The 15217-nt window shown below is 38.5% G+C and carries 16 protein-coding genes and 1 riboswitch; of the genes, 10 read left to right on the top strand and 6 right to left on the bottom strand.

Translation table 11 applies throughout. From position 1 onward, the window contains the following. The 5 genes from PQ474_RS17625 to PQ474_RS17605 all read left to right on the top strand — a co-directional run bounded on the left by PQ474_RS17625 (position 1) and on the right by PQ474_RS17605 (position 5611). Entirely contained in the window at positions 1–1875 is a 1875-nt protein-coding gene (locus PQ474_RS17625; RefSeq protein ID WP_273845972.1) for a PTS fructose transporter subunit IIABC, read from the top strand. A 111-nt stretch (positions 1876–1986) separates the two neighbouring features. Continuing rightward, positions 1987–3459, top strand: a complete 1473-nt coding sequence (locus PQ474_RS17620; RefSeq protein ID WP_273845970.1) for an amidase family protein — start codon at positions 1987–1989, stop codon at positions 3457–3459. A 34-nt stretch (positions 3460–3493) separates the two neighbouring features. Beyond that, a riboswitch (TPP riboswitch) is annotated at positions 3494–3593 on the top strand. Positions 3594–3680: 87 nt separating this feature from the next. Beyond that, positions 3681–4250, top strand: a complete 570-nt coding sequence (gene thiT / locus PQ474_RS17615; RefSeq protein ID WP_273845969.1) for an energy-coupled thiamine transporter ThiT — start codon at positions 3681–3683, stop codon at positions 4248–4250. A 102-nt stretch (positions 4251–4352) separates the two neighbouring features. After that, complete coding sequence (locus PQ474_RS17610) at positions 4353–4820, top strand: DUF3052 domain-containing protein (RefSeq protein WP_273845967.1); 468 nt, start codon at positions 4353–4355, stop codon at positions 4818–4820. Continuing rightward, entirely contained in the window at positions 4817–5611 is a 795-nt protein-coding gene (locus PQ474_RS17605; RefSeq protein WP_273845966.1) for a carbon-nitrogen family hydrolase, read from the top strand. Before PQ474_RS17610 ends, PQ474_RS17605 begins: the two co-directional genes overlap by 4 nt. A 336-nt stretch (positions 5612–5947) precedes the next feature. Here PQ474_RS17605 and mreBH read toward each other — a convergent pair whose 3' ends face one another. The 4 genes from mreBH to glcT form a co-directional block, all read right to left on the bottom strand. Continuing rightward, on the bottom strand, positions 5948–6949 hold the full coding sequence (gene mreBH, locus PQ474_RS17600; RefSeq protein ID WP_273845962.1) for a rod-share determining protein MreBH: 1002 nt from the start codon (positions 6947–6949) through the stop codon (positions 5948–5950). A gap of 276 nt (positions 6950–7225) precedes the next feature. After that, positions 7226–7348, bottom strand: a complete 123-nt coding sequence (locus PQ474_RS17595; protein WP_273846023.1) for a DUF2639 domain-containing protein — start codon at positions 7346–7348, stop codon at positions 7226–7228. A 179-nt stretch (positions 7349–7527) separates the two neighbouring features. After that, a complete protein-coding gene (gene ptsG / locus PQ474_RS17590) occupies positions 7528–9561 on the bottom strand; it encodes a glucose-specific PTS transporter subunit IIBC (RefSeq protein WP_273845959.1) in 2034 nt (677 codons plus the stop codon). A 176-nt stretch (positions 9562–9737) separates the two neighbouring features. Further along, positions 9738–10568, bottom strand: coding sequence for a glucose PTS transporter transcription antiterminator GlcT (gene glcT / locus PQ474_RS17585; protein WP_273845956.1), 831 nt, complete (start codon positions 10566–10568; stop codon positions 9738–9740). A gap of 189 nt (positions 10569–10757) precedes the next feature. Between glcT and PQ474_RS17580 the strand changes: the two genes are divergently transcribed. From PQ474_RS17580 to PQ474_RS17570, 3 genes are all read left to right on the top strand, one after another. Next, entirely contained in the window at positions 10758–11516 is a 759-nt protein-coding gene (locus PQ474_RS17580; protein WP_273845954.1) for a YkgJ family cysteine cluster protein, read from the top strand. 499 nt (positions 11517–12015) lie between these two features. After that, on the top strand, positions 12016–12351 hold the full coding sequence (locus tag PQ474_RS17575) for a hypothetical protein (RefSeq protein ID WP_273845952.1): 336 nt from the start codon (positions 12016–12018) through the stop codon (positions 12349–12351). Between the two features lie 56 nt (positions 12352–12407). Continuing rightward, on the top strand, positions 12408–13274 hold the full coding sequence (locus PQ474_RS17570; protein WP_273845950.1) for a polysaccharide deacetylase family protein: 867 nt from the start codon (positions 12408–12410) through the stop codon (positions 13272–13274). A 92-nt stretch (positions 13275–13366) separates the two neighbouring features. Here PQ474_RS17570 and PQ474_RS17565 read toward each other — a convergent pair whose 3' ends face one another. Both PQ474_RS17565 and PQ474_RS17560 read right to left on the bottom strand, forming a co-directional pair. Beyond that, positions 13367–13618 carry a hypothetical protein gene (locus PQ474_RS17565; protein ID WP_273845947.1) on the bottom strand — a complete coding sequence of 84 codons (252 nt, stop codon included), beginning with the start codon at positions 13616–13618 and terminating at the stop codon, positions 13367–13369. Between the two features lie 66 nt (positions 13619–13684). Further along, complete coding sequence (locus PQ474_RS17560; RefSeq protein ID WP_273845945.1) at positions 13685–13819, bottom strand: hypothetical protein; 135 nt, start codon at positions 13817–13819, stop codon at positions 13685–13687. An 88-nt stretch (positions 13820–13907) separates the two neighbouring features. Between PQ474_RS17560 and rnhA the strand changes: the two genes are divergently transcribed. After that, positions 13908–14528, top strand: coding sequence for a ribonuclease H (gene rnhA / locus PQ474_RS17555; RefSeq protein ID WP_273845942.1), 621 nt, complete (start codon positions 13908–13910; stop codon positions 14526–14528). Between the two features lie 40 nt (positions 14529–14568). Continuing rightward, positions 14569–15210, top strand: coding sequence for a hypothetical protein (locus tag PQ474_RS17550; RefSeq protein WP_273845941.1), 642 nt, complete (start codon positions 14569–14571; stop codon positions 15208–15210). Positions 15211–15217: the final 7 nt, after the last annotated feature.

The raw sequence follows: 15217 nt of genomic DNA, 5'->3' as shown, positions 1-15217 counted from the left end.
ATGAGAATTTCAGATTTACTAAAAAGAGAAACGATTGTCCTTAATATGAGTGCTTCAAACAAAGAAAGTGCTATTGATGAGCTAGTTTCGAGTTTAGACAAAGCAGGTAATTTAAACAGTGCTACTGAGTATAAAAAAGCTATTTGGGCACGTGAAGAACAAAGTACAACAGGGCTTGGAGAAGGGATTGCGATTCCACATGCTAAGAGCGATGCAGTTAAAGTGCCTTCGATTGCATTTGGTCGTAAAGTAGCGGGTCTTGATTATGAAGCCCTTGATGGTCAGCCTACGCATTTATTCTTCATGATCGCGGCTTCAGCTGGAGCAAATGAAGCGCATCTCGCTACATTATCAAGATTATCTACTTTCTTAATGGATGAAGCGTTTCGTGATAAATTAATGAAAGCTAACTCAGAAAATGAGGTCCTAGAGGCCATTGATAGAAAAGAAAATGAAACATTAGAAAAAGAAGAAAAAGAGCAAATGAATGCTAAAGATGGATATACCATTTTAGCAGTAACAGGCTGCCCAACGGGGATTGCTCATACGTATATGGCAGCAGATGCCCTAAAAGCAGAAGCTAAAAAACAAGGACTGACAATCAAAGTTCAAACGAACGGTTCAGGTGGTGTGAAGAATCGTTTAACAGCCGAAGAGATTAAACAGGCTCAAGGAATTATTGTTGCAGCTGACACAAAAGTAGAGATGGAACCATTTGAAGGGAAGCCTGTTTTACAAGTTCCTGTTGCGGATGGGATTAAAAGACCAAAAGAATTAATTAATCAAATTACTTCAGGGGATGCCCCGACTTATCACGGAAACTCTAAGAACTCAAGCGAAGACTCTCAATCTACTACAAAAGGGAAGTCTGGTTTTTATAAGCATTTAATGAATGGGGTTTCCAATATGCTACCATTCGTAGTTGGTGGGGGTATCTTAATCGCAATCTCTTTCATGTTTGGAATAGAAGCGTTTGATCCAACTCACCCATCTCATAATGCTTTTGCTGAGATGTTAATGACCATTGGTGGTGGAAATGCGTTTGGACTGATGATTCCTGTTCTAGCGGCATTTATTGCGATGAGTATTGCAGATCGTCCTGGGTTTGCTGCCGGTATGGTAGGTGGTTTGATTGCCTCAACAGGTGGCGCTGGATTCCTTGGAGGATTAATTGCTGGTTTCCTTGCTGGTTATTTAGCATTATTTGTACGCCAAGCTCTAGAGAACTTACCACAATGGCTTGAAGGAATTAAAACGGTTTTATTTTACCCAGTTATTAATATTTTCTTAACAGGTATGGCTATGCTTTGGTTAGTTGGTCCACTGTCTGCTTTCAATGCAGGTCTTGAAAACTGGCTTGGAGGTATGGGTACAACGAATATGATCTTACTAGGTATTATACTTGGTGCGATGATGGCTGTTGATATGGGAGGTCCAATTAACAAAGCTGCATTCACATTCGGTATTGCCATGATTGATGCTGGTAACTTTGGTCCACATGCTGCTGTCATGGCAGGTGGAATGGTTCCGCCACTTGGAATTGCTCTTGCAACGACTTTGTTTAAGAGTAAATTTACGAAGCAAGAACGTGAGGCTGGTAAAACGAACTATGTATTAGGAGCTTCTTTTATTACGGAGGGGGCTATTCCGTTCGCTGCAGCAGACCCAGGTCGAGTGATCCCTTCAATTATCGTAGGTTCTGCTGTTGCTGGTGCACTTACTGCCGTATTTAAAATTGGATTACCAGCTCCGCACGGAGGGTTATTCGTTATTCCACTCGTTTATGGAAATGCATTTATGTATTTAATAGCTATTATTATTGGGGCGATTGTTACTGCTTTAATGTTAGGTTTTTGGAAAAAGAAAACAGTTTAAAAGATTGTTAGGCGGGAGAGAATCTTGATTCTTTCCTGCTTTTTATTTGTTCTTTTACATGCTAAAATTTCTTTGTAATCCGTAATAAATCCACTGAGAGTAGGTATAGCAATGGTGAACCCTAAATTTGAAAAAATGGAGCAAACGTGGTTTCCTCATACAACGATAGATGAACTTCAGTCAAAAATGGATGAAGGCGAGTTAACTTCAAAGGAACTGGTTCTTATTTATTTGAGCCGAATTGCCCGATTTGATCAAGATGGACCTAAGTTGAATTCTGTTATTGAGGTAAATTCAGAGGCCCTCCATATCGCAGAAGCGTTAGATTTTGAACGTGCAAAAACGGGGAAGAGAGGTCCTCTTCATGGGATTCCTATCTTATTAAAGGACAATATTGATACGGCTGATAAGCTACATACTAGTGCAGGTTCACTTGCGTTAAAAGATTCTTATGCTAAGAAGGATGCTCCATTGGTGACGAAACTTCGTGAAGCCGGGGCAGTGATTTTAGGGAAAACCAATATGTCGGAGTGGGCGTATTTTATGTCTACTGAAAATATGCCCAGTGGATACAGTTCGAGAGGTGGACAAGTAAAAAATCCTTATGGTACCCAATTCGATATCGGAGGATCAAGTTCAGGCTCTGGAGCAGCTATTGCGGCGCAGCTGGCTACGGTTGCCATTGGAACTGAGACTTCAGGTTCTATTTTAAGTCCTTCAAGTCAAAATAGTCTTGTGGGGATTAAACCAACGGTCGGACTCGTTAGCCGAAGTGGGATGATTCCGATTTCACATACGCAAGATACAGCAGGACCAATGGCGAGAACCGTAAGAGAAGCTGTGTATACACTAGCTACTATAATGGGGAAGGATCGTTCGGATGCTGCAACATTGAAGAATCCACTAACAGCAGAGTCATTACTTGAAGCACTTAAAGAGTCCACCTTAAAGGATGTAAGAATGGGTATAGTAAGAGAAAGCTTTTTTGATCAGTTGTCAGTAGAGAAGAAAGCGGTGATGGAGCAAGCGATTGAACAGCTAAAGCTTGGAGGCGCTACCATTGTTGACAATGTGGTGATGCCATCAGCTAAAGAGAAATGGACAATTGATGTTCTAGTCTATGAATTCAAAGCTAATTTGAATGCGTACTTATCGAACTTGAGTCATCAGGTTTCCGTTCGGACACTGAATGACGTCATTCGTTATAATCAGGAAGATAGCCAAGTAAGATTGCAATACGGGCAATCACTGTTAACCAAGTCTGAGAAAACAAGTGGCACATTAACAGAGAAAGAGTATTTAGATGCTTTACAATTTGACCAATATCATTCTACGATTAATGGAATAGATGCTACTCTTGCTGAAAACCAACTCGATGTACTTGTGTTTCCGAATAATATTGGAGCAGCTATTCCAGCTAAAGCAGGTTATCCATCAATCACGGTTCCTGCTGGATATACAAGAAAAGGAGAACCTGTTGGAATCACTTTTACTTCTAAGGCGTTTTCTGAGGAAAAGTTGATCAAGGTAGCTTCCGCTTTTGAACAGGCGATGAACGCAAGAAAGAATCCACAACTTTTCTAAATTGTGTTATACTAACCAAGTCAAAAAAATAATGTTTATCCACTAGGGGTGTCATGTGACTGAGAGAGGTATGTCCTCAACTCTAAGTACCTGATCTAGTTCATACTAGCGTAGGGAAGTGGCTGAGTAATGAATCAAATGTTTGTTTAATCGTGCAGACATGACCAATTTCAATTACTAAACCTCTTTTTGTGGATAAAACAAAATGGAGGTTTTTTAGTATGAATCGCGATCGCTTACTTACAATGATCGAGGTAGCTGTAATGACGGGCTTAGCTTTGGTCTTAAATCAAGTGAAATTTGGTGCACTTTGGGCAATGGGTGGCTCGATTTCTCTCATTATGGTTCCGATCTTTGTTATTGCTTTTAGACGTGGGTGGAAAATGGGGATTGTAACAGGCTTTCTAGTGGGTATGCTTAATCTTATTACTGGTGGATATGTTGTTCATCCAATACAGCTGCTTCTTGATTATCCGGTTGCTTATCTTGTTTTAGGGTTCGCAAGTCTTTTTGCTTTGAAGAGGGATTCAGTTCCTAGTGTGAAGATGATTGTTACAGGATTAATTTTTGCAACGACTTTGCGTTTTCTCAGTCATTATACGTCCGGTGTCGTTTGGTTTGGTGAGTATGCACCAGAAGGGTGGAATGTATATTTATATTCGTTCTTCTATAATATCTCTTACCTAGTTCCAGAAATGTTACTAACACTTGGAGTATTAGTACTTCTCGCGAAAAAATATCCGCAATTCTTTCGGGCGAACCATCAACGGCAATTCGTCGATGCTGCTTAAATGCTTGGGCTAAGTCTATAAGATTTAGTCCTTTTTTGTTAGGAGAATAACCAAGATGATATAATGTAAGGAGTACAAGGATCGGAAAGGAGATTCGTTTAGATGGAACAACATCCTATTATGAAAAAGCTTCAGTGTAAACTAGAAAACCAACCAGTTCTTATTTTACAGGCACCTAAGGAATATCAGGAGGTCATGGTTGATTTCGAAATAGACATTCATACGGAACCTAAAATGGATGAGTATGGATTTATTCATATGTTTGGAACAACAAATGAAGAGTTGAAAACGGTGGCTATTCAAGCTGTTGGTTTGCTTAAAGAAGATGGTTTACTCTGGCTTAGTTATCCGAAGAAATCGTCGAAAAAATACAAAGGTTCTGACTGCAGTAGAGAAACGGTTGCGACTTTATTAGGAGAGAAAGGGTTTGAGCCAGTTCGCCAAGTAGCAATTGATGAGGATTGGTCAGCGCTTCGCTTTCGTCACGTTAGTCTTATAAAAAACATGATAAGAACATTTGCTGTAACGAAAGAGGGGAAAGAGCGTACAAAAGGGGAGGGATTATCATGAAAATAGCTAGTTATCAAATGGATCTAACCCCTGGTAACCCTATCGAAAATAGAAGGAGAGTCCAAGAATGGGTAGAGACTGTTTGTAGGGATGGGGAAGTTGATGTTCTGGTTTTACCTGAAATGTGGACAACAGCGTATACGCTTCCTACATTGAGAGAAATTGTAAAGGCTGATCAAGGGACAACGGAACCCTTCTTGCAAAACTTAGCAAAGACATTCAATGTAAATTTGGTTGCAGGTTCTATTGCAGTGGAAGAAGAGGGAAGTATTTATAATCGTTCCATTATCATGAATCGCGAAGGGAAGATCGTCCATACCTATGATAAGATGCATCTCGTTCCAATGTTAGATGAACATATCTACTTAGAGGGAGGCAAGAGTTCAGTACGTGTGTTTGAATTAGATGGAAAGAAGATGGGTGTCATTATTTGTTATGATCTACGCTTTCCTGAGTTAGTGAGAACACTAGCCTTAGAAGGAGCAGAAGTCGTTTTTGTTGTGGCAGAATGGCCAGAAGCAAGAGCGTCGCATTGGGAAGTTTTGCAGCAAGCTAGAGCGATTGAAGATCAAGTATATATCGTTAGCTGTAATCGTGTCGGTGCTTATAATGGTGTTCAGTTTGCAGGTCGCTCTATGGTCATTAATCCTTGGGGAGACATACTTGTTAAAGCGTCATCTACAGAGGAAGAAACCATTCGTGTGGATTTAGATTTAAACGAAGTTCAACGCATAAGAAAAGAGGTACCCGTTTTTTCCAGTAGAGTACCCAAGTTATATAAGCTAGATTGAGAATTAACTTTCTCTCTGACTAGTACGACATGATGTTAACATGTGTTCTTAGTAGATTCGTTATAAGAAATAGATTAATATGGAAATGAGTATAAGGGTCGAAATCCTATTGGTTTTTTTGACCCTTTGTTTGTGTCTAAATGGTAAATTAATGTAGCGAATTATAACTACTTTGATTATAATTAAAGTAGTGGACACTATCGTGTTGAATTTTATCAGCAAAGCAGAAGTCGTATCTGAAAAACAGTTAAGCTAAGCATTCTCGTTAATGAGTAGCATAAAAAGTGTTGAAACATTTTTTATGTTCAACACTTTTTATTTGTTATTTAAAGTTCTTTAGACTTTCTGTAATTTATCAATAAACTTCAATGAACGGCCGGTACCAATGGCAACAGCTTCTAGTGGATTAGGAGCGATATGAACAGGAACTGAGATCTCCGTTGCTAGCCATTCTTGCATCCCATTTATCAAAGCCCCTCCACCAGTTAGGGTAACGCCTTGATCGACGATGTCTCCACTTAATTCAGGGGGACAATCTTCTAGTGTCGCTCGGATCGATTCAAGCAGTTGAAGCATGCCTTCTTTTAATGCTTCTTGGATTTCGACTGATTGCAAGGTCACGGTCTTAGGCAAGCCGTGCACTAAATCCCGCCCTCTAACTTCTGTTTCTAATATTTCATGGTCAATAGGTGCATAACCAATTTCCATTTTTATTCGTTCAGCTGTTCGTTCACCAATGATTATATTATACGTTTTTCGAACATGTTGGATGATGCTATCGTCGAATTTATCTCCACCAATTCGGATGGAATGACAGGTTACTACACCACCAAAGGAAATAATAGCGACTTCGGTTGTTCCACCACCGATATCGACCACGACATTAGCGATAGGTTCTTCTACCGTTAAGTCGGCGCCAATGGCTGCGGCTAATGGCTCTTCAATAATATGTGCATGTTTGGCTCCGCAACTTCTAATTGCATCTAATATCGCACGACGCTCAACTGAGGTTGAACCAGAGGGGGCGCAAACGATGACGCTTGGTTTTCTAACTGATAAGTTCAGTTTCTTACTAGCCTTTTTCATGATTGCTTTTAGCATATGTGTTGTCATATTAAAATCAGCGATAACACCGTCTTTAAGAGGACGCACTGTAACGATGTTAGCTGGAGTTTTTCCTACCATGTTTTTAGCTTCTAAACCTACAGCTAGTACTTCATTTGTATCAATATTAATAGCTACAACAGACGGCTCGTTTAGAATTATGCCTTTTTCTTTGCTGTAGACGAGTGTATTGGCTGTTCCTAAGTCTATTCCTATTTCTGCATGTTTCCACATTTTTTTCACCATCTTTTGTGTTTTAGTTTAGGCTAGACCTGATTGTAACAATAAAAGAAATGTAAATATAGATGACAGTGTACTCATCTTCTATGTAAGAATATGAGAGGAATATGGGACTTATAAGGTATTTTGACGAATTGTAGGCTTTTTTTAGGTCTTTAGTCCTTGGTGGAAATAAAAGAGAGTGACGAGAAAAGTCGTATTAGGACTTTTTCTGTCACCCTCAAAGGAAGTAAACAAAGTCTGTTAAAGAACCTGAATCGGTATTGAAACTTATTTTGTTTCTTTATATAGGTATGCTAAAACGTGGGCTTTATACTGTTCAATTTTACTTCCTTCGAGATATCGAATACCTCTGTCTTTCAGTTGCTTGACATACCAACCTTTACTACCAATTTACATCTTAACATCACCCTTTTCATCAAAATAAATAAACAGAACGAGAAAGCAATGTGGCTAACTCGTTCTGTTTTTATAGGAGTGAACCCTGGCTTTTACATATATATGCTTAGGATGTTAAGAAGATGCTAAGAGAATGAAAGGTCCCGCCGTTAACCGGAAGGACCCTTTATTACTTACTTTTGCTTAATGGAGATAACAGAGTCACCTGTTCCAACTTGTTGTTGTTCTTTACTGATGTGAACATACTCACCTTCTGCAAGGTTTGTAAACACAATCGGAGTAATAGAAGAAGTTGCATTTGCTTTAATGAAATCTAGATCAAAGCGTAGCAATTCTTGTCCTTGTTTGATCTTATCATCTTGTTTAACAAGAGTTTCAAATCCTTCACCCTTTAGGTTAACAGTATCAAGACCAACGTGGATTAAAATTTCTTTTCCTTCATCTGATAAAATACCGATCGCATGCTTAGTAGGGAAAAGGTTAATGATGGTACCAGAAACAGGTGATTTCACAAGTCCTTCAGTTGGCTCGATTGCAAAACCATCACCCATCATTTTCCCTGAGAAAACTTGGTCAGGAACTTCCGTAATAGGGAGGACTTTCCCTGCTATAGGTGAAACAAATGAGATATCTCCTACAACAGCTCCGTTAGTAGTTGTTGTTTCTTCTGTTGGAACTGGTGTACGACCACTGATAATATCTTGCATCTGTGTTTTAATCTGATCGGAACGAGGTCCGAAAATAGCTTGGATGTTATTACCCATTGTCATAACACCTGAAGCACCGAGTTTCTTTAATGTGTCTTTTTGGACTTTTTCAACATCATTTACACTTACGCGAAGACGAGTGATACATGCATCTAAGTTTGTTAAGTTTTCTTTGCCACCTAGTGCTTTAAGTACGTCATATGGTAACTCAGATGTACCACCAGCTGATGCAGGCTTATCATCTTCTGCCATATCTTCACGACCCGGTGTCATTAGATTCCACTTCTTAATAGCGAAACGGAAACCGAAGTAGTAAATGACAGCGAACACAAGACCGACTGGAATAACGAGCCACCAATCTGTTCTGTTCGGAAGGACCCCAAACAATAAGAAATCAATAACCCCACCAGAGAATGTCATCCCAATTTTAACATCTAGGATTTGCATAACCATAAATGATAAACCGGCAAACACTGTGTGAATCGCAAATAGAACCGGAGCAACAAATAAGAAACTAAATTCGATTGGTTCTGTAATCCCTGTTAAGAAAGAAGTTAAAGCGGCAGAACCCATGATACCAGCAACAATTTTCTTTTGTTCTGGACGTGCGCAGTGGTAAATAGCTAATGCTGCAGCAGGTAGACCAAACATCATGAATGGAAACTTACCAGTCATGAATGTACCAGCCGTTAATTCAGCGCCGTCACGAATTTGTGCGAAGAAGATTCGTTGGTCACCACGAACAATATCCCCGGCTGCATTTGTATATTGACCAAATTCAAACCAGAATGGTGAATAGAAAATATGGTGAAGCCCGAATGGAATCAAGGCACGTTCAATAACCCCAAAAATAAAGGCAGATACGGTTTGATTCGTTTCAACCATTAGGTAAGAAAGGTTGTTTAACCCTACTTGAATCGTTGGCCATACAAAGTATAGGGCAAGACCTAATAATAAACCGAAAAACGCTGTTGCAATTGGAACGAAACGTTTTCCTGCGAAGAAACCGAGGTAAGACGGGAGTTCAATGTTAAAGTATTTTTTGTACGTATAGGCAGCGAGCAAACCGGCTATAATCCCTCCAAATACTCCTGTTTGTAAAGTTGGAATACCTAGTACATATGAGATACCTGGATCACCTGATACCATTTCCTGTGTCCAATCACCATACCCACCAATGACACTCATCGTTACATTAATAATTAAGTAACCGATAAGAGCAGCAAGTCCAGCAACCCCATCTCCATTTGAGAGACCAATGGCAACCCCAACTGCAAATAAAAGAGCTAAGTTGGCAAAAACGATGTCACCAGCACTTTCCATGATGCTAGCAAGCATGATAATCCACTCTGCATTTAGAGCTGGAATACGAGCCACTAGATCTGGGTTTTGAAGAGCATTACCGAAGGCAAGCAAGATCCCGGCAGCTGGTAATAGTGCAACTGGGAGCATAAGTGCTTTACCGACACGTTGCAAGACTCCAAACGAATTTTTAAACATAATGATTCCTCCTTATAGCTATAGTTTGAATAGTAAATTGAATTTTATGCAACAAAAAAGGCATGAGTGGTAAGGGATAGACAACACTTAGAAAAATTCCTCTAAGTGTAATCATTTCCTTTCCTCTCATGCCTGCATAACCAGTAACACGTAAAAAAGTTTATGATAATAGCATTTTATTGCTTTGAAAGTCGTTGAAGGTGAAGAGTTAAATAGACAGCTTCAGCATCTGGAACCGACTTTTTCAAAGTCTGTTGCATAATTTTCATCAATTTCCAAGACAAATTGTAGCATAACGGATATTCCACTTGCAATACTTTTTTTAAGGGTTCTTGATTTTCGATGTATTGATCTTTATTAATCCGCTCAATAGCATGGTGAAGATGACGAACTAATCTAAGGTAATTAAGATCTTTTCGATCAATATCGACTTGAAGAGATTCCTCAATAACATGAATTAACTCAGCGATCAACTGTGTATGTCTGTTGACTTCCATTAGCGATCGCCTCGACAGCGCGCTATGAATGTGCAGGGCGACAAAACCGATCTCACCAGGTGGAATATCAATGTTTAACTGTTTATTTAAATACTCGATTAATTCATTAGCAACGGTAAACTCCTTTGGATAGGCAAGTTCCGTTTCTGAGAGAAATGGATTTTTGATATCCAACCCTTGTTTTACTCGCTTTATCGCATAAAATAAATGATCTGTCAGAGTAATATGAATGTGCTCGTCCAAACGATTTGAAAACCTATCTTCGACAATTTCAATAATATCGTTCATAAGACCGATAAAATTTTCATCAACATAATCAAGGAGTTGTTTATACTGCTCTTGATCTTTCGCTTCTCTTAATACAAAGAATTTTTCAGCTTGTTCTCCTGCTACGGAATCCCCAGTTTTTTTCCCAAAACCCAACCCTTTTCCAATAAGGACAACTTCCTCATATTCAGGGTGTTCTGCGACAAGAACATTGTTATTTAGTACTTTCTTCACTATTAACATAGGTGCTCCTCCTCTCAAAATTGATGAATTTTGTCGAATGATACGTATTTATACTTATTTATCTTAGCTCGTAAAGGCTTTCTCGTCAATGAACTACCACTATTTCAGTTAATGTAAAAAAATAGTCGCAATTTCATGATAAATCTACTACTATGAAGGTTGAATTTATGATTAGGAGCTGTATTTTTAGTGGAAAAGCCTTTAAGTTATAAAGAGTTGTCTAGCAAGGTGGAATTGATTAATAAACGTCAGTATGATTATGATCTCCCGTTTCTAGATGTAGTAGATCAAGTTTTAGACGAAAGTGAAGGGAAGCATGTTAAAAATGTCTTAGCGGAGGCATTTGAGAAACTTCTGTCCCAAGTAAGTACGGAGGTTAATAAAATTGAAGACGAAGTAAGTTTAAAATCATCATGTACTTTGGGGTGTGCGCAATGTTGTTTCCTTCCAATCGTAATCACGCGCTTAGAAGCAAAATTAATGTTGATGTTCATTAATCAAATGGACAAGGAAAGAAAGAAACAAGTCTTAAATCAAGTATCGGCCTATATCGATAAATACTCTTCACTATTAAGCGATGTTAAGCAAATTGATTTCAAAAAAGATGATGCTTATAAAATAAAGTACAAACAGTTAGGAATCCCTTGTGTGTTTCTAGATCAGAAAACAAACAGTTGTATGGTCTATGAAATTAGACCGATCTCTTGTCGTACGTATGTAAATTATGTCGATGCAAGTGTGTGCTCCAATGAATATTTACCCAAGGAGCCTCTTAACTTTGAATTTATGCAGCGGTTTTATGTTCAAGGCATGGATGAAGTTATTCAAGAAATACTTGAGGTCGTCGAGGGCAAGTCCCTTGGTTTTTCCTATCCAGACGATGCGGCAGAGGTAAATTATTTACCGCTCTTACTTCAGGAAGAGTTGGACGCTTTATTGAATCGTTGAGATTAAATCAACTCCCCTATACAAATGATGAAATTAGTTGGAGGGTGTGTGCAAAATTGTTTACGATATATAGAATTCTGCGCTGATTTATTGAGGTTTACTCTAAAGAATAGATGTTGGCGATATTAAAGAAGCTTGATTTAGGGAATTGGTTGTTTTGCATACAGAGAAGAGCGCTTTGCATGAGAGGAAGTGATACCTCTCTAATGATGTTGATTTGAGTAGTAGCGTGAATGGCATCCAAAGAAGAACGCTTTGGATGAGAGGAAGTCATTTACCCACCCAAAGAAGAGCACTTTGGGTGGGTAAATGACTGTAACAAAATTTTCTAAATCTTTTTCGTTTAGTATGTACATTACTCGTGTTATTATTAAAATATGTTGTTAGTTATTCTGAATGAGTGGGATACTGCATAGGCTTAAGTACGATAATCAACCATTGATGTGACTCACTGTTTTTTTTTGTTTCAGATAGAATGTTTTTCAGGGAGGGATTGCTGGTGGAGAAGGAAGAAGTTTGTACGTATTTTGAAGATCGAGTTTTAAAAGCCAAAAATCAATTTGAACGAACGGTTGATTGTAAGCATACGGAGTTTGATGATCTTTACCCGTATATGACGGAACAGCCTCAATTTTTCTGGTATAAACGCTATGTTGCATGGCAGGAGTTACTGACCGTAGTGAAAATTGCGGAAGATATGGACGTGGAGTGGAAGAATTTATTTTTAGAAAAGCAAGCGGCTTTTGTTGAAGGTCGAGTGTTAGATGCGAAAGTATTAGATGATTGGTATGAAGAACAGGAAAAGTTAGAAACAGAGTCATCTAAAAATGAGTAATCGACGGCCCCCTAAGTTATCTTAGGGGGATGTTTTTTTGAGAGGGAGGTAGCAAGGTGAAAAAAATATCTATTGTGATCGTATTTCTAGTATGGATCATTACAGCTTGCCAAACGATGATAGAGCCTGAGAGAGACGAAGTTGATTTAGATTCGAAAGAAAAAGGAGAAGAGACTTCAGACAAGATAGAGGACCCTGTTACAGAAGACGAAGATGATCAGGTTGAAATGGACTTAGCTACATACGAAAATCGTCAACCACTTCAGTGGGGGGAAAGTGTAGAAGGCGTGAAAACGAGAATAAATACGGATGAAAAAGTGATTGCTCTGACTTTCGATGCATGTGGAGGACCTTTTGGAAATGGGTATGACGAGGAATTGATGAATTTCTTAAAAGAAGAACAAGTACCAGCTACGTTATTCTTTAATGAACGATGGATTAAGGAACATGAACAAGCTTTCCTCGATTTAGCGAACAATCCTTTGTTTCAAATTGAAAATCATGGTACTGATCACGTGCCTTTGTCTGTAAATGGTCAGTCAGCTTGGGGAATAAAGGGTACTGACAGCCCTGTCTCCATTCAACATGAAGTTATGGGGAATCAAGAAACGATTAAAGCTTTAACAGGAAGGGCCCCGACTTTGTTTCGCTCAGGAACGGCTTATTATGATGAAGTCGCAGTGGAAATTGTGAATGAATTAGGAATGGAAATTGTGAATTTTGATGTTTTAGGTGATGCAGGAGCAACGTATTCAGCAGAGCAAGTTCATCAAGCAATACTTGGAGCAACCAATGGATCGATTGTTCTTTTACACATGAATCAACCAGATAGTGGAACTGCAATGGGAGTCAAAAAAGCTGTTCAAGACTTAAGAGACAAAGGGTTTACATTTGTTTTACTTGAAGGTATGGATCTTAAATAAACGTTTAATTAATCTCAAAAATAGTAAGAGGCTATTGAAAAAGGTCAAAATCAACCTTTCTCAGTAGCCTCTCTTGGATTTTTCTCTTCTTTTTAATTCAGTGTAATATGCGAGTCGCGATGTTGATAGATGCCATCAAGTTTGTCGCCGATATCTTCTTCAATCTCTTGGTTTGATGGGAGAGAGTCATAGCTCTCAATGATTGTAAATGTTTCAAGGCAGAGAAGGTGGTATGGAAATTTTTCACCAAGATCTTCTATAATGGCATAAAGTTTATTTCCTTTTGTGCTTATAAGGTCACCAGGCTCTTTAATTGAACGTTTGCGATTAATGGTTACATTCATGCTGGATTGCACCTCGTTTTTAGGACCATTATTGACAAGAACTACTGCCTGTAAACATTTTAAAGATTATTTTTTCTTTTCGTTCGCTTTATTACTTCCGTTATCAATCATTTCACTTGAAACATCTTCGTTTAATAAGTTTTCTTTAGGGGTTTGATTGTTCGTTAACGCTTTACCTTTTTGTCTATTTCGTTTATCCATGGACGAAGCCTCCTTGTGATTGTCTAAAAATGGTTTCACTGTTACTATTTCATTAGATCAAAATCTTATTCAAAGAGTAGGTGTCATTGTGGCAAAAAAGAAATATTATGTTGTCTGGAAAGGAAGAAAGGCGGGGATTTTTACGACATGGGCTGAATGTGAAGCTCAAGTAAAAGGTTTCACAGGAGCCAGATTTAAATCCTTTCCGAGTAAAGAAGAGGCTGAAGCTGCTTTTACAGGTGGGACAAATTCAAGTGGCTCTAAAATAAAGTCAAAAACGGTAAAGCAAGAAGTAAATGAGGAAGTAGATTGGGATAGCATCTCGGTTGATGTAGGCTGTCGGGGGAATCCTGGTATTGTTGAATATAAGGGTGTAGACACAAAAACAGGAGAAATTCTATTTGCTCATGATGAAATTCATATTGGTACGAATAATATGGGGGAATTTCTTGCTATTGTCCATGGATTAGCTTATTTGAAAGAGCAAGGGAGCTCCAAAACTATTTATTCCGATTCAATGACAGCGATCAAATGGGTCAAGCAAAAAAAGGCGAAGTCCACATTAGAGCGTAATGAAAAAACAGCATATATATGGTCTTTAATGGACCGGGCAGAAAAATGGCTACAAACAAATAGTTATAACAATAAAATAGCCAAGTGGCATACAGAACAATGGGGAGAAATAAAGGCTGATTACGGACGTAAATAGTATGTTAGTCTTCACTGTATAAGGGAAAAAGAGGGAAACGATGCAACTAACGTTAGGAATCTTGATTTTACTGTTCATTTTGTCTTTTCTATCACTCAAAGAAGTTTTTTCAAAAAATAATCAGAATGGAATAGAAGTAGAATCCCCCGTATTCTATCTTCTGACGTCTTTTGTTATGACCTTTGTTCCGGTTCTTATCAATCCAGTTGGTGTCGATCTGATTCTTATTATTTTTTTGATCTTCATTGCAGTTATAACAGGTTGGAGGTATTACCGGCTTCCTAAAATAACTCTCTATCAAACCGATTGGCTCTTTGCAGTCAGTACGGTTCGTAGAGTGCTTGATCATTTAGGTTATGACTATGAAAAAGAAGTTAAACAGAAAGATATTTCGGAGTCTCATGTCTATATATTTCAATTAGAGAACAAAAAAGGGGCTAGAATTGAAATAGAATGGGAGCAGGATGAAGAAGATAATGCAAAGAAAAGAGACATAATGATAAGATTTAAAAGTCTGAATAAAATAGATAATGCTGTTTATTTGCATGGCCAAGTTCTAGAGGCCTTCCGTTTAAGAAGAGAAGGTCAACGATCATCGAAGCAAACATTTATGAAGAGAATGAAGAGTGTGTTTGCGATCGTGGTTCCAATAGCATACTTACTATTTATCATATTGAAATAGGAGAGAG

It is taken from the genome of Halalkalibacter alkalisediminis, assembly GCF_028610705.1.
Classification (GTDB): Bacteria; Bacillota; Bacilli; order Bacillales; family Bacillaceae_D; genus Halalkalibacter; species Halalkalibacter alkalisediminis.
The sequence above is the reverse complement of the archived record's forward strand: the minus strand, read 5'-3'. Positions and strand labels throughout refer to the sequence as shown.

Coding starts and splice junctions, on each gene's coding strand:
- PQ474_RS17565 (WP_273845947.1), bottom strand. CDS start 13,618: ATGAATGTAACCATTAATCGCAAACGTTCAATTAAAGAGCCTGGTGAC.
- PQ474_RS17560 (WP_273845945.1), bottom strand. CDS start 13,819: ATGGATAAACGAAATAGACAAAAAGGTAAAGCGTTAACGAACAATCAA.
- PQ474_RS17610 (WP_273845967.1), top strand. CDS start 4,353: ATGGAACAACATCCTATTATGAAAAAGCTTCAGTGTAAACTAGAAAAC.
- PQ474_RS17620 (WP_273845970.1), top strand. CDS start 1,987: ATGGTGAACCCTAAATTTGAAAAAATGGAGCAAACGTGGTTTCCTCAT.
- mreBH (WP_273845962.1), bottom strand. CDS start 6,949: ATGTGGAAACATGCAGAAATAGGAATAGACTTAGGAACAGCCAATACA.
- glcT (WP_273845956.1), bottom strand. CDS start 10,568: ATGTTAATAGTGAAGAAAGTACTAAATAACAATGTTCTTGTCGCAGAA.
- thiT (WP_273845969.1), top strand. CDS start 3,681: ATGAATCGCGATCGCTTACTTACAATGATCGAGGTAGCTGTAATGACG.
- PQ474_RS17550 (WP_273845941.1), top strand. CDS start 14,569: ATGCAACTAACGTTAGGAATCTTGATTTTACTGTTCATTTTGTCTTTT.
- ptsG (WP_273845959.1), bottom strand. CDS start 9,561: ATGTTTAAAAATTCGTTTGGAGTCTTGCAACGTGTCGGTAAAGCACTT.
- PQ474_RS17605 (WP_273845966.1), top strand. CDS start 4,817: ATGAAAATAGCTAGTTATCAAATGGATCTAACCCCTGGTAACCCTATC.
- PQ474_RS17625 (WP_273845972.1), top strand. CDS start 1: ATGAGAATTTCAGATTTACTAAAAAGAGAAACGATTGTCCTTAATATG.